Source organism: Ensifer sp. ENS10, assembly GCF_014852025.1.
Taxonomy (GTDB): domain Bacteria; phylum Pseudomonadota; class Alphaproteobacteria; order Rhizobiales; family Rhizobiaceae; genus Ensifer.
In genome coordinates, this window is sequence record NZ_JACVAS010000001.1 from 883,141 (window position 1) to 903,224 (window position 20,084).

The window sequence follows — 20,084 nt, forward strand, 5'->3', positions numbered from 1 at the left end:
ACAGGGACACGACATGACGGTCATCGACAATCACGAAGCAGTCGGCATGGAAGGCGTTGCGCGCCTGTCCGAAGCCTCTGCGCGCGATTATTTCGAGCTTCTGAAGCCACGTGTCATGTCCCTCGTCGTCTTTACGGCACTCGCCGGGCTGGTGCTCGCGCCGGGCCACATCAATCCCTTCATCGGCTTCATCGCTATTCTCTGCATCGCCGTCGGCGCCGGCGCCTCCGGTGCGCTGAACATGTGGTATGACGCCGATATCGACGCAGTCATGAGCCGTACCGCCAAGCGCCCGATCCCGGCAGGCAAGATCCTGCCGCAGGAAGCGCTGGCTTTCGGTCTGACGCTCTCCGCCTTTTCCGTGATCATCCTCGGGCTCGCCGTCAATTGGCTCGCAGCCGGGTTGCTCGCCTTCACAATCTTCTTCTACGTGGTCATCTACACGATGTGGCTGAAGCGCTCGACGCCGCAGAACATCGTCATCGGCGGTGCGGCCGGTGCTTTCCCGCCGATGATCGGCTGGGCCTGCGTCACCGGCGCCGTATCGATCGAAAGCATCGTTCTCTTCCTGATCACCTTCCTGTGGACGCCAGCCCATTTCTGGGCGCTTGCCCTCTTCAAGATGGGCGACTATGGCGCCGTCGGCGTGCCGATGATGCCGAATGTCTGCGGCCAGGCGACCACCAAGAAGCAGATCGTCATCTATGCCGTGCTGACCGCGCTCATCGGTATCTGTCCCACCTTGCTCGGTTTCGCGAGCATCGGTTACGGCCTCGTGGCAGCGGCACTCGGTCTCGGCTTCATCTGGTATTCGATCGGCGTGCTGCGCATGCCTGAGACGGATGAGCGCATGCTGCCCGCCAAGAAGCTGTTTGCCTTCTCGATCATGTATCTGTTCGTGATCTTCTCCGCCCTGATGGCGGATCACCTAATCGTCAATATCTGGCTGCACGCCGGGAGTATTGCCTGATGGAAACCGTCAAGCTCACTGATGCCCAGAAGAAATCGCGCCGCGGTCGCAACATCGCGCTCGGCTTCGTCCTCTTCGGGCTTGTCGTCCTGTTCTACATCGTCACGCTGATCAAGTTCGGCAACGGCATGGTCAACTGAGGCGGGACGGCATGACGAATTCATCGGAAACCACGCCCAAACAGCGCTCGAACCGCGTCGTCGTCGGCACTTGCCTTGCCTTCGTCGCCGGCATGGTCGGCATGGCCTATGCCGCCGTGCCGCTCTACGACATGTTCTGCCGCGTCACCGGCTATAACGGTACGACGCAGCGCGTCGAGCAGGCTTCGGACGTGATCCTGGACGAGAAGGTGAGGGTCACCTTCGACGCGAACACCTCGGGCGGTCTGCCCTGGGAGTTCAAGCCGGTCCAGCGCGACATCGATATCCGCATCGGCGAAACTGTGCAGGTGATGTACCGGGCGAAGAACCTGTCGTCGAAGCCGACGACGGGCCAGGCGACCTTCAATGTCACGCCGATGCAGGCCGGTGCCTATTTCAACAAGGTACAGTGCTTCTGCTTCACCGAGACGACGCTACAGCCGGGAGAGGAGATGGAGATGCCGGTGGTATTCTTCGTCGATCCGGAGATCGTCAAGGCGGTGGAGACCAAGGACATCAAGACGTTGACGCTTTCCTACACCTTCTACCCGCGCGAACCGTCGAAACCGGTGGCGCAGGTGAAGACGGAAGAGAACAAACTTTGACTGGAGGTCCTTTTCGGCTATGCCGGAAGGGCGACAAGAGAGAGACATTTCGGGGATTACTGACATGGCCGGTGCGCATCAGAAGAATCACGACTACCACATCATCGACCCGAGCCCCTGGCCGTTGCTTGCCTCGATCGGCGCCTTCGTCATGGCGTTCGGCGGCATCTGCTACATGCGCTACCTCGCGGGCAGCTCGCTGAAGATCTTCGGCCTCGAGCTCGCCAACGTCTGGATCCTGCTCGCCGGTCTGATCATCGTTCTCTACACCATGTTCGGCTGGTGGTCGGACACGGTGAAGGAAGCGCATGAAGGCCACCACACCCGTGTCGTGTCGCTGCACCTGCGCTACGGCATGATCATGTTCATCGCTTCGGAAGTGATGTTCTTCGTGGCCTGGTTCTGGGCCTTCTTCGATGCGAGCCTGTTCCCGGGCGAAGCCATCCAGGCAACCCGCGCCACCTTCACCGGCGGCGTCTGGCCGCCGAAGGGTATCGAAGTGCTCGATCCGTGGCACCTGCCGCTCTACAACACCGTCATCCTGCTGCTTTCGGGCACGACGGTCACCTGGGCACACCACGCGCTCCTGCACAACGACCGCAAGGGCCTGATCTCGGGCCTGATGCTGACGGTCGCGCTCGGCGTGCTGTTCTCCTTCGTTCAGGGCTACGAATACGCCCACGCTCCGTTCGCCTTCAAGGACTCGATCTACGGCGCGACCTTCTTCATGGCGACCGGCTTCCACGGCTTCCACGTTCTGGTCGGCACGATCTTCCTGCTCGTCTGCCTCATCCGTGCCCTGCGCGGCGATTTCACGCCCAAGCAGCACTTCGGCTTCGAAGCGGCTGCCTGGTACTGGCACTTCGTTGACGTCGTCTGGCTCTTCCTCTTCTTCTCCATCTACATCTGGGGCAGCTGGGGTGCGCCGATCGCTCACGGCTGATAGCGCGAGCATCTCGATCTTTATGAACAGGGCGGTTGCAGCCATGCAGCCGCCTTGTTCTTTTGGTGGCTTGTGATGATGGCAACGCGACGGGGGTGCGAAATGCGGGTTGCGTCGATCATGGTCATGGCGGTGCTGGCCGGCTCCGTCTCGGCTGCGGCGGCCGACGTTGCGGATAGGGTCGTCGTCCACAAGGAACGGCGGCTCTTGCAGCTCTTCCACGGTGGCCAGTTGATCCGCGAATATGCGGTCGCGCTCGGCGGAAACCCCGTTGGTCACAAGCGGCAGGAAGGCGACGAGAGGACGCCGGAAGGGCTCTATCTCCTCGATTGGCGCAATCCGGGAAGCGGCTACTACAAGTCCATCCACGTCTCCTATCCGGCGCCGGAAGATACCAAGGCCGCGGTCGCAAATGGGGTCGATCCCGGCGGCATGATCATGATCCATGGCCAGCCCAATTATTTCGGTTGGCTGGCGTTTTTGACGCAGCGCTTCGATTGGACGAATGGCTGCATTGCCGTTACCAATGCCGAAATGGAAGAAATCTGGACGATGGTCCCCAACAACACGCCAATCGAGATCAAGCCGTGAGCGAAGACAAGGCACATTTCCCGCCGGTGGACCCGGTGATGACAGGGATCAAGGGGCTTTGCCCGCGCTGCGGCCAGGGCAGGCTGTTCGACGGCTTCCTCAAGGTCAAACCGGCCTGCACAAGCTGCGACCTGGACTATCGCTTTGCCGATGCCGGCGATGGCCCGGTGGTCTTTGTCATCCTGATCGTCGGCTTCGTCGTCGTTGGCGCGGCGCTTTGGGCGGAGGTCAACTTCAACCCACCGCTGTGGCTGCATTTCCTGTTGTGGATCCCGCTCGCGACCATCCTCAGCCTCGGGCTGACACGCATTCTGAAGGGCGTCCTGATCAACCTGCAGTACCGCAACAATGCGCGCCCGGGCGAAATCGACCGTGGCTGAGATCGAAGTCAAGAAGCGCGGCCTCCTCGGACGCCTCGGCGCCTTCCTATTGCTCGCCGTCGCCTTCGCCATCCTTATCTCGCTCGGCACCTGGCAGATGCAGCGGCTGCACTGGAAGGAAGGCCTGCTGACCGCGATCCAGGAGCGTCGGTCGGCGCCTCCGGTGTCGCTTGGCGACATCGAGAAGATGCTCGCAGATGGGGTGGACATCGATTACCGCACCGTCACGGTTACAGGCACCTTCGATCACAGCAAGGAGCGGCATTTCTTCGCGACCTTTAACGGCCGCACCGGCTATTACGTCTTCACGCCACTGACGCTCGACGATGGCCGCGTGCTCTTCGTCAATCGCGGCTTCGTGCCCTTCGAACAGAAAGAATCGTCGACCCGTCTCGCGGGCGAGCTTCCGGCCTTCGTAGGTGTCCACGGTCTTGCAAGACCGAAGCTCACCGAAAAGCCGTCGTCGCTCGTTCCGGACAATGATCTCGCCAAGAACATCTTCTACTGGAAGGATCTCGACACGATGGCGTCGTCGGTCGGGCTTCCGGCCGACAAGGTGCTGCCGCTGTTCGTCGATGCCGATGCGACACTCAACCCTGGCGGTCTGCCGATCGGCGGCGTTACCCAGTTCGACCTGCCCAACAACCATCTGCAATACGCCCTGACTTGGTATGGGCTGGCGGCAGCTTTGGTGCTGGTCAGCGGCATTTACGTGGCGCGCCGCGGGCGATAGCCCGGACGGCGCCGCCGTGCTAACCCTGCTGAAGGGATCGACAGCGGGGAACAAGGATGGCGATTATCGCGAACACTCTGATTGCGTTGACGGGTTTGCTGCATGTCGGCTTTCTCGTGCTCGAGATGTTCCTGTGGACAGGACCTCGGGGGAGGGCTGTCTTCCGCATGACACCGGAGCAAGCGGAGACAACACGCGTCCTTGCGGCGAACCAGGGTCTCTACAATGGTTTTCTCGCGGCCGGCCTGTTCTGGTCGTTGATCCAGTCGGAACCGTCCTTTGCCTTCGAGCTGAAGGTGTTCTTCCTTGTGTGCGTGATCGTTGCCGCTATATATGGCGCGTGGTCGGTCAAGCCGCGCATCCTCTTAATCCAGGGCGGCCCGGCGATCGCAGCGCTTGTTTTCCTTCTATTGGCATTCTGATCCATGGCATCATCAGCGGCAGCAAAATCCCCGATCACCATTCGCCTCTGCGGGCCGCGCGGTTTTTGCGCCGGCGTCGACCGGGCGATCCAGATCGTCGTCCTGGCGCTGAAGGAGTTCGGCGCGCCCGTCTATGTCCGCCACGAGATCGTGCACAATCGCTATGTCGTCGAGGGCCTTGAGGCCAAGGGCGCGATCTTCGTCGAAGAGCTCGACGAGATCCCGCCGGAGCACCGCAAGCAGCCGGTGGTCTTCTCGGCCCATGGCGTGCCGAAATCGGTGCCCGCGGATGCTGACGCCCGCAATCTCTTCTATCTCGACGCCACCTGCCCGCTGGTCTCCAAGGTCCACAAGCAGGCGATGCGCCATCACCGCCTCGGTCGGCACGTCGTGCTGATCGGCCATGCCGGTCATCCGGAGGTGATCGGCACCATGGGGCAGTTGCCGGAAGGCGCCGTGTCGCTCGTCGAAACGGTCGAAGATGCCGACGTCTACCAGCCGCCGGACCCGGACAATCTCGGCTTCGTCACCCAGACGACGCTGTCGGTCGACGATACGGCCGGCGTCATCAAGCGGCTGCACGAGCGCTTTCCGAACCTGACGGCGCCTGCTGCAGATTCGATCTGTTACGCCACCACCAACCGTCAGGAGGCGGTGAAGCAGGCAGCGCCGGGCTGCGACCTGTTCCTCGTCGTCGGCGCGCCCAACTCTTCCAATTCCAAGCGACTGGTCGAAGTGGCGCTGCGGGCCGGCGCGAAGAAGTCCGTGCTGGTGCAGCGTGCATCGGAAATCGACTGGGATGCGATGGGCGATATCTCGACGGTAGGTCTGTCGGCCGGCGCCTCGGCGCCCGAAGTGATCGTCAACGAGATCATCGAGGCATTCCGCGAACGTTACGACGCGAAGGTGGAACTTGCCGATACGGTCGAGGAAAACGAAAACTTCCTCGTCAACCGCGAGATCCGCCATGTGCCGCTGACATCAGCCGATATGGCCTTCGTCAACGGCGAATAATCACATTTCTTGCCCGCATTTCTTGAGAGTGGAAGCCCTTGGCAGTTTACACCGATATCACGGAAGACGATCTCTCCCGTTTTCTCACCGCCTATGACGTCGGCCAGCTGACCTCCTACAAGGGGATCGCCGAGGGCGTCGAGAATTCCAATTTCCTGATGCACACGACCAAGGGCTCCTACATTCTCACGCTTTACGAAAAGCGGGTGAACGCCGATGACCTGCCATTCTTCCTGGGATTGATGCACCATCTGGCCGACCGCGGCCTGTCCTGCCCGCTACCGCTGCCGCGGGCCGATGGCAAGCTGCTCGGTGAGCTCTCCGGCCGCCCCGCCGCCGTCATCTCCTTCCTCGAGGGCATGTGGCTGAGGAAGCCCGAGGCAAAACACTGCCACGAGGTCGGCAAGGCGCTTGCCGCCATGCATCTTGCCGGCGAAGGCTTCGCGCTGAAGCGCACCAATGCGCTTTCGGTTGGCGGCTGGCGGCCACTCTGGGTCAATTCCGAGGCGCGCGCCGACGAGGTGCAGTCGGGTCTCAAGGACGAGATATCGGCGGAACTCGAGCATCTGGAACGTCATTGGCCGCAGTCCTTGCCGGATGGCGTCATCCACGCCGATCTCTTCCCGGACAATGTCTTCTTCCTCGGCGACCAGCTTTCCGGCCTGATCGACTTCTACTTCGCCTGCAACGACTATCTCGCCTATGACGTTGCCGTTTGCCTGAATTCCTGGTGCTTCGAGAAAAACGGCTCCTACAACATCACCAAGGGCATGGCGATGCTTTCGGGCTACGAGAGCGTGCGCAAGCTGACGCCGGCGGAGGTCGACGCCCTGCCGCTGCTCTGCCGCGGCTCGGCGCTGCGCTTCTTCCTGACGCGGCTCTATGATTGGCTGATGACGCCTGCCGGCGCGCTCGTGGTCAAGAAAGATCCGCTCGAATATCTGACGAAGATCCGCTTCCACCGCGCCATCGCTTCGAGCGCTGAATACGGCCTGAGACGCGAAGAGGGCCGGGCATGAAACACGTCGACATCTTCACGGACGGCGCCTGCTCCGGCAATCCGGGGCCGGGCGGCTGGGGCGCCGTGCTGCGCTACGGCGAGGTGGAAAAGGAACTCTCCGGCGGCGAAGCCGAGACAACCAACAACCGCATGGAATTGTTGGCGGCGATCTCGGCGCTCGATGCGCTGAAGAGCGCCTGCGAGGTCGATCTGCATACCGACAGCAAATATGTGATGGACGGCATCTCCAAGTGGATCCACGGCTGGAAGAAGAACGGCTGGAAAACCGCGGACAAGAAGCCGGTGAAGAATGGCGAACTCTGGCAGGCGCTGGACGAAGCCAACCGCCGACACAAGGTGACCTGGCATTGGGTCAAGGGCCACGCCGGCCATCCGGAAAACGAGCGCGCCGACGAGCTCGCCCGCAAGGGCATGGAACCCTACAAGAAGGGGCGCCGTCCGGACTCTCTTCTCGTGAAATGAAAAACGGGCCCGTTGAGGCCCGTTTCCATTTGCACATACTTCTGCGCTCAGAGCTGCTCGAGCATCGCCGCAGCGCCGGAAACGGTCGCCTGTCCCGGGCTTTCTTCGAGATTGAGCGACTTCACCACGCCGTCTTCCACCAGCATCGAATAGCGCTTCGAGCGGACGCCAAGCGTGCCGGCCGACAGGTCGATGTCCATGCCGAGTGCCTTGGTGAAAGCGGCGTTCCAGTCGGAAAGGAAGTGGATTTTGCCCATGCCGCCGGATGCGGTTGCCCAGGCACCCATCACATGCAGGTCGTTGACCGAGACGACGGCGATATCGTCGATGCCGCGGGCAAGGATCGCGTCGCGGTTTTCGAGGTAACCTGGCAGATGGTTGAGCGAGCAGGTGGGCGTGAAGGCACCTGGAACGGCGAAGAGCACGACGCGCTTGCCCGCGAAGAGCTGATCGGTGGTGACCTCCACCGGACCGTCGGCGGTTTTTTCCTTGAAGGTTGCGGCTGGCAGTTTGTCTCCGACGGCAATGGTCACGGCACTCTCCTTGCGTTGCTTGCGTCTTCGCTTCTCCGCACTCGTCGGAGAACTCGGCGGACTATAGATGCGGCCTAGTCAAAGGCAAGGGTCGTCTCCATGCTGCGGCCCTTGGCCCGTATGGTGACAACGATCGGCTTGCCCTTGAGTTCCCTGTCCTTGCCGGAGAGGCGAACCGGGACGGCTGCGCTGAGGCCCGCCTCGCCCTCGATCGCGATCTCGGGCTTGCCGAAAGAAACGCCGGAGGGGCCGGCCAAGAACAGCTCCGGATGGTCCGCGCCATCAGGCAAGTGCACGGAGAGGTGCAGCACGGTTTTTGCCGCATCATAGCGGCTCGCCGTGACGGCAAAGTCCTTGGACGGCGCTTCCGGCAGGGCGGCAACGGCGTCATCGATGCGCGCGCTGTCGAGCGGATTGTCGAAGTCGCCCTGCTTCAGCGCCAGCGTCAACTCGCCCTGGACCGGGATGCAGATGTCTTCGCAGATGCCGAGAAACACCGAGGCGCGAATGGTCACGTCGCCCGTGCCCTGGACGCGCTTCAGCGTCAGCGGGAAAGCGACCGACTTGTCGTAGCCGACGTAGCGCACCACGCCATCGTCGAACGTCTTCGGCACGGGGAAGCCGACCTTCTCGAGTACGACGCCGCTCGCCGGATCGATCGTCACCTGCGGAGGGATGCCGCTTGCGCCGGGCTCGCGCCAATAGGTCTTCCAGCCAGCGTTAAGCTTGACTTCGAGCGTTGCGGGGATCGTACCATCCTGCCTGGGTTGGGCTGCGACGAGGCGGATCATGCCGCCTGGAGAGGTCACCCAGTCGCTGGTGGCCGCCTGTGCAGCGACGGTAAGAAAAAAAGCGGCGATGAGGCTTGCCGCGCCAATGAACTGGGCCATGTTCTGATGTGTGGAGCGCTGGATCATGTCGGAAGCAATATCGCTTTTGCCGATGCTGCTCCAGACGCTGCGAAGAGAGCAACGATCATAATCGCTTGATCGGACACGGCGAAGTGAACGTCGTGCGTGCAATATTTCCCGGCCGCGACGCTGAGGCGCTTTTCATTTCGCGGTGAATTGGTAGGCTGTTCCCATGATGTCGACTCCGATGGCGCAGAAGAGACGGGAGCGAGGTTTCCTTGACGGTCAATTCCTGATCGCCATGCCGGGAATGTTTGATGCCAATTTCGCCCGCACGGTCATCTTCATCTGTGCTCATTCAGACGACGGCGCCATGGGCTTCGTGCTCAATCGGCCTCAACAACTGACCTTTCCGGACGTGTTGCTCCACCTCGATATTCTCGACGAGGAAGAGGCGATCCGGCTTCCGCAGATGACACGGGATTTCCAGATTCAGGCCGGTGGGCCGGTCGAGACTGGGCGCGGCTTTGTGCTGCATTCCGACGACTATCTGAGCGATTCCAGCATTCCGGTCAGCGATGACATCTGCCTGACGGCAACGCTCGATATCGTCCGCGCCATTTCGCGCGGGGAGGGGCCAGTCAGGGCGACGATGATGCTCGGCTATGCCGGCTGGGGTCCGGGGCAACTCGAGGCGGAAATCACCCAGAACGGCTGGCTCACGAGCCCGGCACGCGAGGAACTGATCTTCGACAAGGCGCTGGACGACAAATACGACCGGGCGCTGGCGCTGATGGGCGTGTCGGCCGCGATGCTCTCGGTGGACGCAGGCCACGCCTGATCGCCGTCTTAGCCGGCGTTCTTCAATCATTCATGTTGAAATGAAAAGCCCGCCGGGCTGTAGCCGACGGGCTTATGGCGATGTGCGCGCTGAGCGGCGTCGTGTTGCCGAACTCACGCCCGCTTCATCAGCGGAAAGCGCTCCTTCAACAGTCGCTGGATCGATTCCGAGCCGATCGGCGGGCCGAAGAGGAAGCTCTGGCCGTAGTCGCAGCCCATCTGTGAAAGCTGGATTGCATCGTCTTCGGATTCGATACCCTCGGCCACCACCTGCATGTCGAGCTCACGCGCCATGGTGATCACCGAGCGCAGCAGGATGCCGCGTTTGTCGCTCGGGTCGCGCACCAGCGCCTTGTCGATCTTGATCGTGTCGAAGGGGAAGCGGGTGAGGTAGGAAAGCGACGAATGGCCGGTACCGAAGTCGTCGAGTGCCAGTTTCAATCCGGCTTCCTTCAGCTTTTCGAGGACGAGACGGGCTTGCTCGGGATTTTCCATCACGAGCGATTCCGTCAGTTCCATCTTCACTTTACCCGGATCGCAGCGGTTTTTGGTGAGAATTGCGCGGACGTCGTCATAGAGCTCGTTGTTGAGCAGCTGCGCGCTCGAAAGGTTGATCGAGACGAAGATCGGCAGGTCGCCGGTCTGGACTTGCCATTCCGTCAGATCGCTCGTTGCCTTGTCGAAGGCGAACATGCCGAGCTGGTTGATGAGGTCGGAATTCTCGGCAATCGGAATGAACTCGGTCGGCGAGATGTTGCCGCGCTTCGGATGATCCCAGCGCATCAGCGCTTCGAAACCGGCGATCTCCGCATCATTCAGCCGGACGATCGGCTGATAGACCAGCGAGAGCTCCTTGCGTTCGATCGCCCGCTTGAGATCGGCTTCGAGCTGAAGCCGGTCCGATCCAGAAGTACGGAAAGCAGGGCGGAAGGGCTCGACACGGTTGCCGCCTTCCTTCTTTGCCCGGAACATGGCGAGCTCGGCATCGTCGAGCAGGCCTGCTGCGCTTTGCTCCTGGTCGAGCCAGGAGACGAGGCCGATCGAAGCCGTCAGGTTGATTTCGCGGTTGCCGTAGTTGAGCGGCACCATGATCGCCTTGCTCACCGCGTCGGCGAAATCCGCGACCTTGGCGGGATCGCGCTCCGACATCAGGATCAGGCCGAACTGGTCGCCGCCGAGGCGGGCAAGCGTGTCCTGCGGGCGCAGGAGCCGCCGCAACCGTCGCGTCAAGGCGATCAGGATGTTGTCGCCGGCGGCGATGCCCAGGAGATCATTGACCTGCTTGTAGCGGTCGATGTCGATTGCGAGCACCGTCGGGCGCACCGAATTGCTGCCGTCGGCCATCAGCAGGATCGCCTGCAGCCGGTCGAGGAAGACCTGGCGGTTCGGAAGGCCGGTCAGATTGTCGAGCAGCGCGTTGTGCAGCAGACGCTCCACGGAATTGCGCTGTTCGGTGATGTCGATGATAGTGCCGACACAGCGGATGATTTCGCCGTTGGCGCCGAGCACTGGCCGGGCGCGAATGGAAAGCCAGTGATAGTGGCCGTCCTCGGCGCGCACGCGGAATTCATGATTGAGCTTGCCGCGGCGGCGCTCCAGAAGCACGTCGAGCGTCGCCCGGAAGCGGTCGCGGTCATCAGGGTGGAGCCGCGGCAACCAGTTGCGCAAGGGGCCGTGCATGCTGCCGAGCGACAAGCCGAGCTGCGTCGAGATATCGGGCATGGTCACCACGCGGTCGCGGGCGACGTCCCAGTCCCAGACGGTGTCGCCGGAGCCGGTGAGCGCGAGCGACTGGCGTTCGAGATCCGAGAACAGGCCCTGCTGGTAGCCGCTGCCGGCAACCGCATGCTGCATGACGGTGAAGCCGATCAGGAGCACGATGAGGACGAGACCGCCGCCGAGCGCCGGCTGCACGATGTCGTTGGCGAGCTGGCCGGTGACGGTCAGCCACGCGCCGAAGAGCCAGACGAGTATGAGCAGCCAGGCCGGCACCAGAAGGATTGCGCGGTCGTAGCGGTTGAAGCCGAGATAGGCGATCAACACGATCCCGACGGTTGCCGTCAGCGCAAAGGAAAGGCGGGCGATGCCGGACGCAATTGCCGGATCATAGACGGCGACGCCGAAAAGCAGGCCGAGGCCCAGGATCCAGGCGAGTGTGGCGTAACCCAGATGCTGGTGCCAGCGGTTGAGATTGAGATAGGTGAACAGGAAGATCACGAGGCCCGCCGCGAGGAAGACCTCGGTGCCCGCTCGCCATATTCGTTCGTCGCCTGCGGTGACGCTGATGAGCTTCGACAGGAAGCCGAAATCGACGCAGATATAGGCGAGAACCGCCCAGGCGAGCGCCGCCGTTGCCGGCAGCATCGAGGTTCCCTTGACGACGAAAAGAATGGTCAGGAACACCGCGAGCAGGCCGGCAATGCCAAGCACGATGCCGCGGTAGAGTGTGAAGGCGTTGACCGTGTCTTTGTAGGAGTCCGGCTCCCACAGATAGATTTGTGGCAGCTCCGGCGTCGCGAGTTCGGCGACGAAGGTGATGATGACGCCCGGCGCCAGCGTGATACGGAAGACGTCCGCCTCGTCGCTCGGCTCGCGGCTGAGCGCGAAGCCTTCGCTGGGTGTAATCGAAAGGATGCGCTTGGAGCCGAGATCCGGCCAGAAGAGCTTGGAATTCACCAGCCGGAAATGCGGCGCCACGATCACGCGGTCGAGCGGTTCGGCCGAAACGTTGGCGAGCGCGAACACCGCCCAGTCGCCCTGATGGTCTTCGCTGCTGGAGCGCACTTCGATGCGGCGCACGATGCCGTCGGTTCCGGGCGCGGTCGAGACCTGGAAGGCCTCGTTACGGCCGCTGTAGATCTCGGTCGTTGCCGTCAGGTCGAGCGCGGTGTCCTCGCGCGAAATCTTCACCGGCTCCAGAGCCTGGGCCGCACCGCCGAGCGCGCAGAAAAACGTCGTGAGCGCAATTAGAAACGCTGCCAGCTTCGAGGCTGACCAAGCGAAGGGCGAGCGGGCTAGAGGCATCAAAGGGGCATATTCCTGTTCGGTAGGGCATCGTCGGACAGGAGAGAAAAGAGCACGTGGTCTCGCCACTGGCCATTGATTCTCAAGTACTGTCTTAAGTAGCCTTCACGCTCAAAACCGGCCTTTTCAAGGAGCCGGATGCTTCTTGAGTTGTCCGGAATACAGGCTGCTTCAATACGGTGCAACTCAAGGGTCGAAAAGATGTAGGGAATAGCGAGCCTCAGGGCCGCGTACATATGGCCCTTGCCGGCGTGGCGCGCGCCCATCCAGTAGCCGATCATGCAGTTTTGCCCGGCGCCGCGGCGGATGTGGCCGATGGTCAGCCCCCCGAGCAGCGTCTCGTCTGGCTTGTGGAAAAGAAAGAGCGGCACGGCCTGGCCGGACGAATATTCCTGTTCGTTGCGGATGACCCGGCTGCGAAAGGAACTCTCTGTCATCTCGTCAGTACGCCAGGATGGTTCCCAAGGCTCCAGGAAGGCGCGGCTCTCGCTTCTGAGCTGGTACCATTGACGATAATCGGCATAGCGCGGGAGCCGCAGCAGATAATTCTGGTCGGCAATTTCGATCGCCTCCGGCTGCCGCGACAGGAACCGAAAAACCGATCGTGTCATAGCTGCCTCCGAGGCCGTCCAGTTTGCGTGCGGGGACCTTTTATCATCCGCCCGGCAGCGCGCCTTTGCGCTGTCCAAACCGAAACGTTGCACAACTTTGCGCGCAAATCGAATCCGAATTTGCGAAAAGGCGCAAAGACTTCACCATTTGGATATGGTGTTTGCGTCCTCGGCGGCCCGGGGCAATTTCAGGAAAAGTGGCAAACGCTTTCCGCCAGGAGTTGCCTACAGCGCCGCGCGTCTTGTCAGACGCGCAAAGGTCGCTGTAGCACTTTGATTTTCTGCATGTCTTTGTCCTTAAGTCGAGGTCGATTTAAGGAGACATGCGGTCGCCTCGAAAAGGCAAGATCATTTCACGGTTTCGATGAAACCATGAAATGATCTGGGCCTGTTTAGCTGGCGACGGCGTGCGGTACGGCGGCCTTGCCGGTCAATGTCGACAGGATGTCGCCCATCGGGGCAAGCTGCTCCAGCGGGCCGATCGCCGAGAGCGTCGGCGTCGTATCGAAGAACAGCCGGCCGGCAAGATCGGTCAGGCGTTCGATGGTAATGCCGGACAGGCGCTCCATCAGTTCTTCGTTGGGGATCGGGCGGCCGTAGAGCATCATCTGGCGGGCGATCTGGCCGGCGCGGGCGGCCGGGCTTTCCTGGCCCATCAGCAATTGTGCACGGATCTGGGCGCGGGCCCGCTCGATTTCCTGCTGCTCGATGTTCATCGAGGACTTGCGCAGTTCGTCGACGATGACGGGCATCAGTTCCGGCAGGTTCTCGCCGCCGGTTGCCGCGTGCACACCGAAGATACCGGTGTCGGAAAAGCCCCAATGGAAGGCATAGACCGAATAACAGAGGCCGCGATGTTCGCGCACTTCCTGGAAGAGGCGGGAGGACATGCCGCCGCCGAGGATGTTGGCGAGGATCTGCGAGCAATAGAAGTCGCGGGCGTGATAGGCCTTGCCTTCGAAGCCGAGCAGGACCTGCGCGTCCATCAGGTCGCGCGTCTCGCGGCTTTCTCCGCCGGTGTAGCGGGCGGTTTCGAGCACCGGGGTCGCGATCGGCGTGCGCGGCAGCGAGGAGAAGCGTTCCTCGACCTGGCGAACGAACGCGTCGTGTTCGACGGCGCCGGCGGCGACCACGAACATGCGGTCGGTCGTGTAATTGCGGCCGAGATAGTGGCGGATCTGGCCGGCGGAAAACGACATGACCGTCTCGGGGGTGCCGAGGATCGGACGTCCGACGGTCTGGTTGCGATAGGCGGTCTCGGCGAAGCGGTCGAAGACCACGTCATCCGGCGTGTCGTCGGCAGCGCCGATTTCCTGCAGGATCACCTGCTTCTCGCGCCGCAGCTCCTCGTCGTCGAAAGTGGATTCGGTGAGGATGTCGGCGAGAATGTCGACCGCCAGCGGTACATGGTCCTTGAGGACGCGCGCATAGTAGGACGTCGTCTCGGTCGACGTGGCGGCGTTGACTTCGCCGCCGACATTTTCGATTTCTTCGGCAATCTGGCGGGCGGTGCGCCGCGCGGTGCCCTTGAAAGCCATGTGCTCCAGCAGGTGGGCAATGCCATGTTCGCCCAGGGTTTCATTACGCGAACCGGACTTGATCCACACCCCGAGCGCCACGCTTTCGAGATGCGGCATCTGCTCGGTTACCACCGTCAACCCGGAAGGGAGCCGGGTGCACTCAACTTTCATCATACGTTTCTTCTCGTTCTTACCCCCGGAGACGGGTGCGCTCGCCGATAAAGGTCTCGACGCTCTTCAGGTCCGCATCCAGGATATCGAAACGCTCCTCCCTGTTCATCAGGTCAGCAAGCCACGTCGGAAGCGCCGGGTCAATACCACTGGCCGATTTTACCGCGTCCGGGAATTTCGCCGGATGGGCGGTGGCGAGCGTCACCATGGGAGCAGACGGCTTCTCGTACTTCTCGGCAACGAAGACGCCGACAGCGCTGTGGGGATCAAGAAGATAGCCGGTTTCTTCCAGCGTCTTGGCGATCGTCTTGTCCACTTCCTTCTCCGAGGCGCGGCCGGCGCGGAATTCCTTGCGGATGGCCTTCAGCGCCTTATCGCGAATGGTGAAGGAACCGGACTGCTTGAGGCCGTCCATTGCCGCGCGCACTTCGCCCGGATCACGGTCGCTCACCTCGAACAGAAGCCGTTCGAAGTTCGACGAGATCTGGATGTCCATCGACGGTGCAGTGGTCGCCTTGACGTCGCGCATCTCGTAGCGCCCGGTCTTCAGCGTGCGGGCGAGGATGTCGTTTTCGTTGGTGGCGATCACCAGCTTGTCGATCGGCAGGCCCATGCGCTTGGCGACGTAACCGGCGAAGATGTCGCCGAAGTTGCCGGTGGGCACCGTGAAGGAGATCTTGCGATCCGGCCCGCCGAGCGCGACCGAAGTGGTGAAATAATAGACGATCTGGGCCATGATGCGCGCCCAGTTGATCGAGTTGACACCCGAAAGCTTGACGCGATCGCGGAAGGCTCCGTCGTTGAACATGGCTTTGACGAGGTTCTGGCAATCGTCGAAGTTGCCCTTGACGGCAATGGCGTGAACGTTTGATGCCTGCGACGTCGTCATCTGTCGCTGCTGCACCGGCGAAACCTTGCCGTGCGGGAAGAGGATGAAGATGTCGGTGCGTTCGCGGCCGGCGAAGGCGTCGATCGCCGCACCGCCGGTGTCGCCCGAGGTCGCGCCGACGATGGTGGCGCGCTCGTCGCGCTCGGCCAGCACATAGTCCATTAGCCGCGCAAGCAGTTGCATCGCCACGTCCTTGAAGGCGAGCGTCGAGCCGTGGAACAGCTCCATGACAAAGGCATTCGGGCCGGTCTGGACGAGCGGAGCCACGGCCGGGTGGCGGAAGGTGGCGTAGGCTTCGTCGATCATTTCGCGGAACTTGGCCGCCGGGATCTCGCCGTTGGTGAAGGGCTCGAGGACGGCGAACGCGATCTCCTGATAGGATTTGCCGCGCAAGCCGCGGATTTCCTTCTTGGAAAACTTCGGCCATTCTTTGGGGAGATAAAGACCGCCATCGCGCGCAAGACCGGCAAGCAGCGCGTCGCAGAAGCCGAGAGGAGCGGATTCGCCGCGCGTCGAGATATACTTCACCATGATTGTCCTTCGTCCCACCTGCCGATCGCGACGACCCTAGAAAGCGGCGCCGCGGTTTGCCCGTCTTATTGCGTCAGTCCTTGACAAAGTCTGCATCTATTCTTGTCACCGACGCAATTTCCGACCGTAGATCAGGTTTCGGAAAATTCGGAAGGGACACGCCGACCCAATCGATTTTTCAGTTTGTCGCTGCTATAGACGATGCCCGAAGGCCATGAAAGGTCTTCCGGCCGAGATTTCGGTCAAGGAGTTTCAACCGGTCCAGCAGAGGTTGTTCAACGTGTTTGGCAAAGTATCCCGGCCTGTTCTCGCAATATCTTTTCTCGCGGTCCTCGCCGGCTGCAACAAGACGCAATCCGGCGGAGCGATCGATGCGGGCGGCAGCGCCACCGCTCCGACGCCAGCCGTCGTCCAGGCGGCATGCCCGCAGGTCGTCCTGCGTGACGGCACAAATGTGTTCACCAGCTACGCCAAGGGTGCCAAAAACGACCCGTCGAAGCTCGTCTACCAAGCCTCTCTTGCCGACACGACGCGCCAATGCGTACAGAGCGAGAGCGCGATAACCATTACTGTCGTGGTCCAGGGCCGCGTCGTCAGCGGTCCCGCCGGCGGTCCCGGCAAGATCACCATGCCGATCCGCGTGGCTGCGACCGACGACGACAAGACGCTCTATTCCGAGCTGACGCAGCATGCGGTCGAAATTCCTTCGACCGGTTCGGCGCAGTTCGTCTTCACCAAGGCCGACGTGACATTGCCGGCAGGGTCCGGTTCCAACGCCACGGTCTATGTCGGCTTCGACGAAGGTCCGCCGGCAAAGGGCAAGAAAAAGTAAGCTGCGATTGCAGCCTGCAAACAAAAACGCCGGGGCAAGCCCCGGCGTTTCTATTTTATATCGCGCTCTAGCTTATTCAGCCGGAACGCTCTTGCCGCCTTCCCACTTGTAGAGCGAGAAAGCCTGCGAGGTGAGGTCGCCGGCTTCGCCATAGGTCAGCTTGCCGAGCACCGTGTCGATCGCTTCGCCGGACTTGATCGCAGTGGCAACCGCAGTCGCGTCTTCGGCGGAGCCGGCCTTCTCGATGCCAGCCTTCAACACCTGCACGGCGGCGTAGGCGTTGAGAGTGAAGGCTTCGGCCGGAATGTTCTTCGCCTTCAGCGCTTCGACGGCTGGAGCTGATGCCGGGTTGCGGGTCGCGTCGCTGGCGTTGGTGTAGACCGTGCCGGTCGCAGCTTCGCCGCCGATTGCCCAGAATTCCGTGTTCGACAGGCCGTCGCCGCCAAAGATCTGTGCCTTCACGCTCTGATCGTGCATCTGGCGTGCGAGCAGGCCGCCTTCCGGATGGTAGCCACCGAAGTAGACGACATCGACATTCTCGGCCTTCAGGCGGGTGACGATGGCGCTGAAGTCCTTGTCGCCCGGGTTCAGGCCTTCATAGACGACCTCGGTGATGCCGCCTGCGTTGATCGCCTTCTTGAAGCCGTCAGCGAGACCCTTGCCGTAAGGAGCCTTGTCGTGCAGCACGGCGACCTTCTTGTCCTTGAGGTTCTTGACCACATAGGCAGCGGCGACCTCAGCCTGCTGGTCGTCGCGGCCGCAGGTGCGCAGCACGTTCCAGAGGCCGCGGGTGGTGAGGTCAGGCGTCGTTGCCGTCGGCGTCACCATCAGAATGCCGTTCTCGGCGAGAACGTCGGAAGCCGCCATCGAGGTGCCCGAAAGCACCGGGCCGACCACGTAGCGGATGCCTTCGCCAGCCGCCTGGTTGGCAACCGAAACGGCCTGCTTCGGGTCGCCGGCGTCGTCGAGCAGCTTCAGGACGATCTTTTCGCCGTTGATGCCGCCAGCCTTGTTGATCTCTTCAGCGGCCGTTTCCGCCCCGTTCTTCACCTGCTCGCCATAGGCCGCGACCGGGCCGGTGAGCGGCGTGATGACGCCAACGGTGATATCGGCAAAGGCGAGCGGGCCGAAGGCGACGCTGGCCGCCAGGGTCAGGCCAGTCAACATTGAAAGACGCATAGTGTTTCCTCCTAGAAATACCCCTGATGGGGCTTGCTTGATATGGCCCTCGTGCGCGGCTTTTCGAAAACCTGGGAGATTTTCTAGGGGACGCGACGCGACTGCAATGTGTCATCGTGTCCCTCGACGCCTAATTGGACGCCTGCCGTGGTGGCCGAAGGCTTCTTTCCCGCTCCGGCTGAAGGCCGGGGCGAAAGGGGGCAAAATCGGTCGGCCGCGGCGTCTCAGGCTGTCAGCGATTCCGACCATTCGGAAAGTGCTGCGATCACGCCCGGAAGGGCCGTCATGCGCGAGATCACGGTCTCCGCGCCGGCTTCCGTCAGCTTGTCGGCATGCGACGGGAAGGTGTGGGAGCCGCCGGTGAAGCCGACGACGCGCATGCCGGCGGCACGCGCGCCGTGGATACCATGCACCGAGTCCTCGATGACCAGCACCCGCGACGGGTCCACGCCCATCTGCTTGGCACCATGCAGGAAGATGTCCGGCTTCGGCTTGACGCGATCGGGTCCGAGGTCGCGCGCCGAGTAGATGCGCGGGCCGAAGTGGTCCTTGATGCCGACCTTGCCGAGCATCATGGCGAGGCGCGCCGAGGTGGAGTTCGAGCAGATGCAATGGGGCAGGGTGAGCTGCAGCAGCATCGGCTTGACGCCGTCGATGATCTTGACGTCGCGCTCCAGACGTTCGTCGAGAATGGTGTCTACCTTGCCGATCAGCGACGCGGAAAGCGGGATGCTCGCTTCCTTCTCGATCTGCAACAGCGTGTTGTGCCAGGTCATGCCGGCAAAACGCTCAGCCATTTCTTCGACGCTGATCGGATAACCCGCTTCGGTGAGCAGCGCGGCTTCGACTTCCGAAGCGATGATTTCGGAATCGACGAGAACGCCGTCGCAATCAAAAATGATGAGATCGATACCGGACATTTGAAACAGTTCCCTGGGAGAAGAAGGCGCCGCAGGCAGGGGGAGGATAGCTTGCGCGGCGCGGGGCTTTCGTACGCCAGAGCTTTATACGAAGGCGGCCGAAAGCTCAACCTTTGGAAATTATCGAAACCGCTGTTCCGCTTGCTCGACAGTATTGTTTCGCGGCTCTATCTGTAGGCGATGGAAAAGCAACAGGACGACACACTTGCAAGTCGCATCAGCAGGGCACTCGCCGAGAGGATCATCTCCGGCATTTTGATGCCCGGGGAGCGCTTGCGGCAGGATCACATCGCCGAGGAATTCGGCGCGAGCCACGTTCCCGTTCGCGAGGCTTTTCGGCGGCTGGAGGCCCAGGGGCTTGCCGTCAGCGAACCGCGCCGCGGCGTCCGCGTCGCCTCCTTCGATCTCAAGGAGGTGAGGGAGGTTGCGGAGATGCGCGCGGTTCTCGAGGTTCTGGCTCTACGCCATGCGATCCCGCATTTGACGCCGGCGATCCTTGATCGGGCCGAAGCGGCGACGGTCGCCGCCGACACCTCGCGCGACGTGCGCTCCTGGGAAGCGGCGAACCGCGCCTTTCACCGATTGATCCTGCAGCCCTGCGGCATGCCGAGGCTCTTGGCCGCGATCGACGATCTGCATGCGGCAAGCGCCCGTTTTCTCTTCTCTGCCTGGCGCACGAGCTGGGAAGCGCGCACCGACCACGATCACCGCGCGATCCTCGCAGCCTTGCGCGAAGGCCGCGGCGACGAGGCTGCAAAGATCCTGGAACGCCATGTTGGATGGATCGGGAAGACGCCGGTGAGGACAGCGGCCGGCGAAACCCGCGAAGCCTTCTCGATCGTCGGCTAGCAGCAATTCCAGGAAAAGTGTGAGACGGTTTTCCGTCCGGAATTGCGTTAACT

The 20,084-nt window shown here is 62.0% G+C and carries 22 protein-coding genes; 14 read left to right on the forward strand and 8 right to left on the reverse strand.

Going from position 1 to position 20,084, the window contains the following annotated elements:
* Positions 1 to 13: 13 nt before the first annotated feature.
* The 11 genes from IB265_RS04220 to rnhA all read left to right on the forward strand — a co-directional run bounded on the left by IB265_RS04220 (position 14) and on the right by rnhA (position 7,281).
* A complete protein-coding gene (locus IB265_RS04220) occupies positions 14 to 970 on the forward strand; it encodes a heme o synthase (protein WP_057251090.1) in 957 nt (318 codons plus the stop codon).
* The gene (locus tag IB265_RS04225) at positions 970 to 1,110 is read left to right on the forward strand and encodes a hypothetical protein (RefSeq protein ID WP_043619862.1); all 141 of its coding nucleotides are present in this window, start codon (positions 970 to 972) and stop codon (positions 1,108 to 1,110) included. The genes IB265_RS04220 and IB265_RS04225 overlap by 1 nt, the downstream gene beginning before the upstream one ends.
* An 11-nt stretch (positions 1,111 to 1,121) precedes the next feature.
* Positions 1,122 to 1,715: a cytochrome c oxidase assembly protein gene (locus tag IB265_RS04230; RefSeq protein ID WP_057250684.1), complete on the forward strand. Its 594-nt coding sequence runs from the start codon at positions 1,122 to 1,124 to the stop codon at positions 1,713 to 1,715.
* Positions 1,716 to 1,779: 64 nt separating this feature from the next.
* Entirely contained in the window at positions 1,780 to 2,658 is an 879-nt protein-coding gene (locus IB265_RS04235; RefSeq protein WP_057250682.1) for a cytochrome c oxidase subunit 3, read from the forward strand.
* Positions 2,659 to 2,760: 102 nt separating this feature from the next.
* Complete coding sequence (locus IB265_RS04240) at positions 2,761 to 3,249, forward strand: murein L,D-transpeptidase family protein (RefSeq protein WP_057250679.1); 489 nt, start codon at positions 2,761 to 2,763, stop codon at positions 3,247 to 3,249.
* Positions 3,246 to 3,629: a DUF983 domain-containing protein gene (locus IB265_RS04245; protein WP_057250677.1), complete on the forward strand. Its 384-nt coding sequence runs from the start codon at positions 3,246 to 3,248 to the stop codon at positions 3,627 to 3,629. The genes IB265_RS04240 and IB265_RS04245 overlap by 4 nt, the downstream gene beginning before the upstream one ends.
* Entirely contained in the window at positions 3,598 to 4,362 is a 765-nt protein-coding gene (locus IB265_RS04250) for an SURF1 family protein (RefSeq protein WP_057250675.1), read from the forward strand. Before IB265_RS04245 ends, IB265_RS04250 begins: the two co-directional genes overlap by 32 nt.
* Positions 4,363 to 4,418: 56 nt before the next feature.
* Positions 4,419 to 4,784 carry a DUF1304 domain-containing protein gene (locus IB265_RS04255; RefSeq protein WP_058320379.1) on the forward strand — a complete coding sequence of 122 codons (366 nt, stop codon included), beginning with the start codon at positions 4,419 to 4,421 and terminating at the stop codon, positions 4,782 to 4,784.
* Between the two features lie 3 nt (positions 4,785 to 4,787).
* The gene (ispH, locus tag IB265_RS04260) at positions 4,788 to 5,798 is read left to right on the forward strand and encodes a 4-hydroxy-3-methylbut-2-enyl diphosphate reductase (RefSeq protein ID WP_057250671.1); all 1,011 of its coding nucleotides are present in this window, start codon (positions 4,788 to 4,790) and stop codon (positions 5,796 to 5,798) included.
* Between the two features lie 38 nt (positions 5,799 to 5,836).
* Positions 5,837 to 6,817: a homoserine kinase gene (locus tag IB265_RS04265; protein WP_057250669.1), complete on the forward strand. Its 981-nt coding sequence runs from the start codon at positions 5,837 to 5,839 to the stop codon at positions 6,815 to 6,817.
* Positions 6,814 to 7,281, forward strand: a complete 468-nt coding sequence (gene rnhA, locus IB265_RS04270) for a ribonuclease HI (RefSeq protein WP_057250667.1) — start codon at positions 6,814 to 6,816, stop codon at positions 7,279 to 7,281. Before IB265_RS04265 ends, rnhA begins: the two co-directional genes overlap by 4 nt.
* 47 nt (positions 7,282 to 7,328) lie before the next feature.
* Here rnhA and IB265_RS04275 read toward each other — a convergent pair whose 3' ends face one another.
* Together IB265_RS04275 and IB265_RS04280 are read right to left on the reverse strand one after the other, a co-directional pair.
* A complete protein-coding gene (locus IB265_RS04275; protein WP_057250664.1) occupies positions 7,329 to 7,814 on the reverse strand; it encodes a peroxiredoxin in 486 nt (161 codons plus the stop codon).
* A 74-nt stretch (positions 7,815 to 7,888) separates the two neighbouring features.
* Positions 7,889 to 8,731 (reverse strand): protein-disulfide reductase DsbD domain-containing protein, encoded by an 843-nt coding sequence (locus IB265_RS04280; protein WP_057250662.1) that lies wholly within the window; start codon positions 8,729 to 8,731, stop codon positions 7,889 to 7,891.
* 169 nt (positions 8,732 to 8,900) lie between these two features.
* Here IB265_RS04280 and IB265_RS04285 point away from each other — a divergent pair, with 169 nt between their 5' ends.
* A complete protein-coding gene (locus tag IB265_RS04285; RefSeq protein WP_057251089.1) occupies positions 8,901 to 9,506 on the forward strand; it encodes a YqgE/AlgH family protein in 606 nt (201 codons plus the stop codon).
* 113 nt (positions 9,507 to 9,619) lie between these two features.
* Here IB265_RS04285 and IB265_RS04290 read toward each other — a convergent pair whose 3' ends face one another.
* The 4 genes from IB265_RS04290 to thrC form a co-directional block, all read right to left on the reverse strand.
* Positions 9,620 to 12,529, reverse strand: coding sequence for an EAL domain-containing protein (locus IB265_RS04290; RefSeq protein WP_093232074.1), 2,910 nt, complete (start codon positions 12,527 to 12,529; stop codon positions 9,620 to 9,622).
* Complete coding sequence (locus IB265_RS04295) at positions 12,529 to 13,140, reverse strand: GNAT family N-acetyltransferase (RefSeq protein WP_057250658.1); 612 nt, start codon at positions 13,138 to 13,140, stop codon at positions 12,529 to 12,531. The genes IB265_RS04290 and IB265_RS04295 overlap by 1 nt, the downstream gene beginning before the upstream one ends.
* A 392-nt stretch (positions 13,141 to 13,532) precedes the next feature.
* The gene (locus tag IB265_RS04300) at positions 13,533 to 14,834 is read right to left on the reverse strand and encodes a pitrilysin family protein (protein WP_093232076.1); all 1,302 of its coding nucleotides are present in this window, start codon (positions 14,832 to 14,834) and stop codon (positions 13,533 to 13,535) included.
* A 16-nt stretch (positions 14,835 to 14,850) separates the two neighbouring features.
* Positions 14,851 to 16,251: a threonine synthase gene (thrC, locus tag IB265_RS04305; protein WP_082615823.1), complete on the reverse strand. Its 1,401-nt coding sequence runs from the start codon at positions 16,249 to 16,251 to the stop codon at positions 14,851 to 14,853.
* A 280-nt stretch (positions 16,252 to 16,531) separates the two neighbouring features.
* Here thrC and IB265_RS04310 point away from each other — a divergent pair, with 280 nt between their 5' ends.
* Positions 16,532 to 17,083, forward strand: a complete 552-nt coding sequence (locus tag IB265_RS04310) for a hypothetical protein (RefSeq protein WP_057251086.1) — start codon at positions 16,532 to 16,534, stop codon at positions 17,081 to 17,083.
* Positions 17,084 to 17,155: 72 nt separating this feature from the next.
* Here IB265_RS04310 and IB265_RS04315 read toward each other — a convergent pair whose 3' ends face one another.
* On the reverse strand, positions 17,156 to 18,262 hold the full coding sequence (locus tag IB265_RS04315) for an ABC transporter substrate-binding protein (protein ID WP_057250656.1): 1,107 nt from the start codon (positions 18,260 to 18,262) through the stop codon (positions 17,156 to 17,158).
* A 224-nt stretch (positions 18,263 to 18,486) separates the two neighbouring features.
* Positions 18,487 to 19,182 carry an HAD family hydrolase gene (locus IB265_RS04320; protein ID WP_057250653.1) on the reverse strand — a complete coding sequence of 232 codons (696 nt, stop codon included), beginning with the start codon at positions 19,180 to 19,182 and terminating at the stop codon, positions 18,487 to 18,489.
* A 180-nt stretch (positions 19,183 to 19,362) separates the two neighbouring features.
* Between IB265_RS04320 and IB265_RS04325 the strand changes: the two genes are divergently transcribed.
* Positions 19,363 to 20,031: a GntR family transcriptional regulator gene (locus tag IB265_RS04325; protein ID WP_057250651.1), complete on the forward strand. Its 669-nt coding sequence runs from the start codon at positions 19,363 to 19,365 to the stop codon at positions 20,029 to 20,031.
* Positions 20,032 to 20,084 lie beyond the last annotated feature (53 nt).

Excerpts from the sequence above, each read along its gene's own strand:
- IB265_RS04300 (WP_093232076.1), bottom strand. The coding sequence starts at position 14,834 with ATGATGAAAGTTGAGTGCACCCGGCTCCCTTCCGGGTTGACGGTGGTA.
- IB265_RS04285 (WP_057251089.1), top strand. The coding sequence starts at position 8,901 with ATGTCGACTCCGATGGCGCAGAAGAGACGGGAGCGAGGTTTCCTTGAC.
- IB265_RS04325 (WP_057250651.1), top strand. The coding sequence starts at position 19,363 with ATGGAAAAGCAACAGGACGACACACTTGCAAGTCGCATCAGCAGGGCA.
- IB265_RS04230 (WP_057250684.1), top strand. The coding sequence starts at position 1,122 with ATGACGAATTCATCGGAAACCACGCCCAAACAGCGCTCGAACCGCGTC.
- IB265_RS04290 (WP_093232074.1), bottom strand. The coding sequence starts at position 12,529 with ATGCCTCTAGCCCGCTCGCCCTTCGCTTGGTCAGCCTCGAAGCTGGCA.
- IB265_RS04240 (WP_057250679.1), top strand. The coding sequence starts at position 2,761 with ATGCGGGTTGCGTCGATCATGGTCATGGCGGTGCTGGCCGGCTCCGTC.
- IB265_RS04320 (WP_057250653.1), bottom strand. The coding sequence starts at position 19,182 with ATGTCCGGTATCGATCTCATCATTTTTGATTGCGACGGCGTTCTCGTC.
- IB265_RS04235 (WP_057250682.1), top strand. The coding sequence starts at position 1,780 with ATGGCCGGTGCGCATCAGAAGAATCACGACTACCACATCATCGACCCG.
- thrC (WP_082615823.1), bottom strand. The coding sequence starts at position 16,251 with ATGGTGAAGTATATCTCGACGCGCGGCGAATCCGCTCCTCTCGGCTTC.
- rnhA (WP_057250667.1), top strand. The coding sequence starts at position 6,814 with ATGAAACACGTCGACATCTTCACGGACGGCGCCTGCTCCGGCAATCCG.
- IB265_RS04280 (WP_057250662.1), bottom strand. The coding sequence starts at position 8,731 with ATGATCCAGCGCTCCACACATCAGAACATGGCCCAGTTCATTGGCGCG.
- ispH (WP_057250671.1), top strand. The coding sequence starts at position 4,788 with ATGGCATCATCAGCGGCAGCAAAATCCCCGATCACCATTCGCCTCTGC.
- IB265_RS04255 (WP_058320379.1), top strand. The coding sequence starts at position 4,419 with ATGGCGATTATCGCGAACACTCTGATTGCGTTGACGGGTTTGCTGCAT.
- IB265_RS04220 (WP_057251090.1), top strand. The coding sequence starts at position 14 with ATGACGGTCATCGACAATCACGAAGCAGTCGGCATGGAAGGCGTTGCG.
- IB265_RS04225 (WP_043619862.1), top strand. The coding sequence starts at position 970 with ATGGAAACCGTCAAGCTCACTGATGCCCAGAAGAAATCGCGCCGCGGT.
- IB265_RS04315 (WP_057250656.1), bottom strand. The coding sequence starts at position 18,262 with ATGCGTCTTTCAATGTTGACTGGCCTGACCCTGGCGGCCAGCGTCGCC.
- IB265_RS04295 (WP_057250658.1), bottom strand. The coding sequence starts at position 13,140 with ATGACACGATCGGTTTTTCGGTTCCTGTCGCGGCAGCCGGAGGCGATC.
- IB265_RS04250 (WP_057250675.1), top strand. The coding sequence starts at position 3,598 with ATGCGCGCCCGGGCGAAATCGACCGTGGCTGAGATCGAAGTCAAGAAG.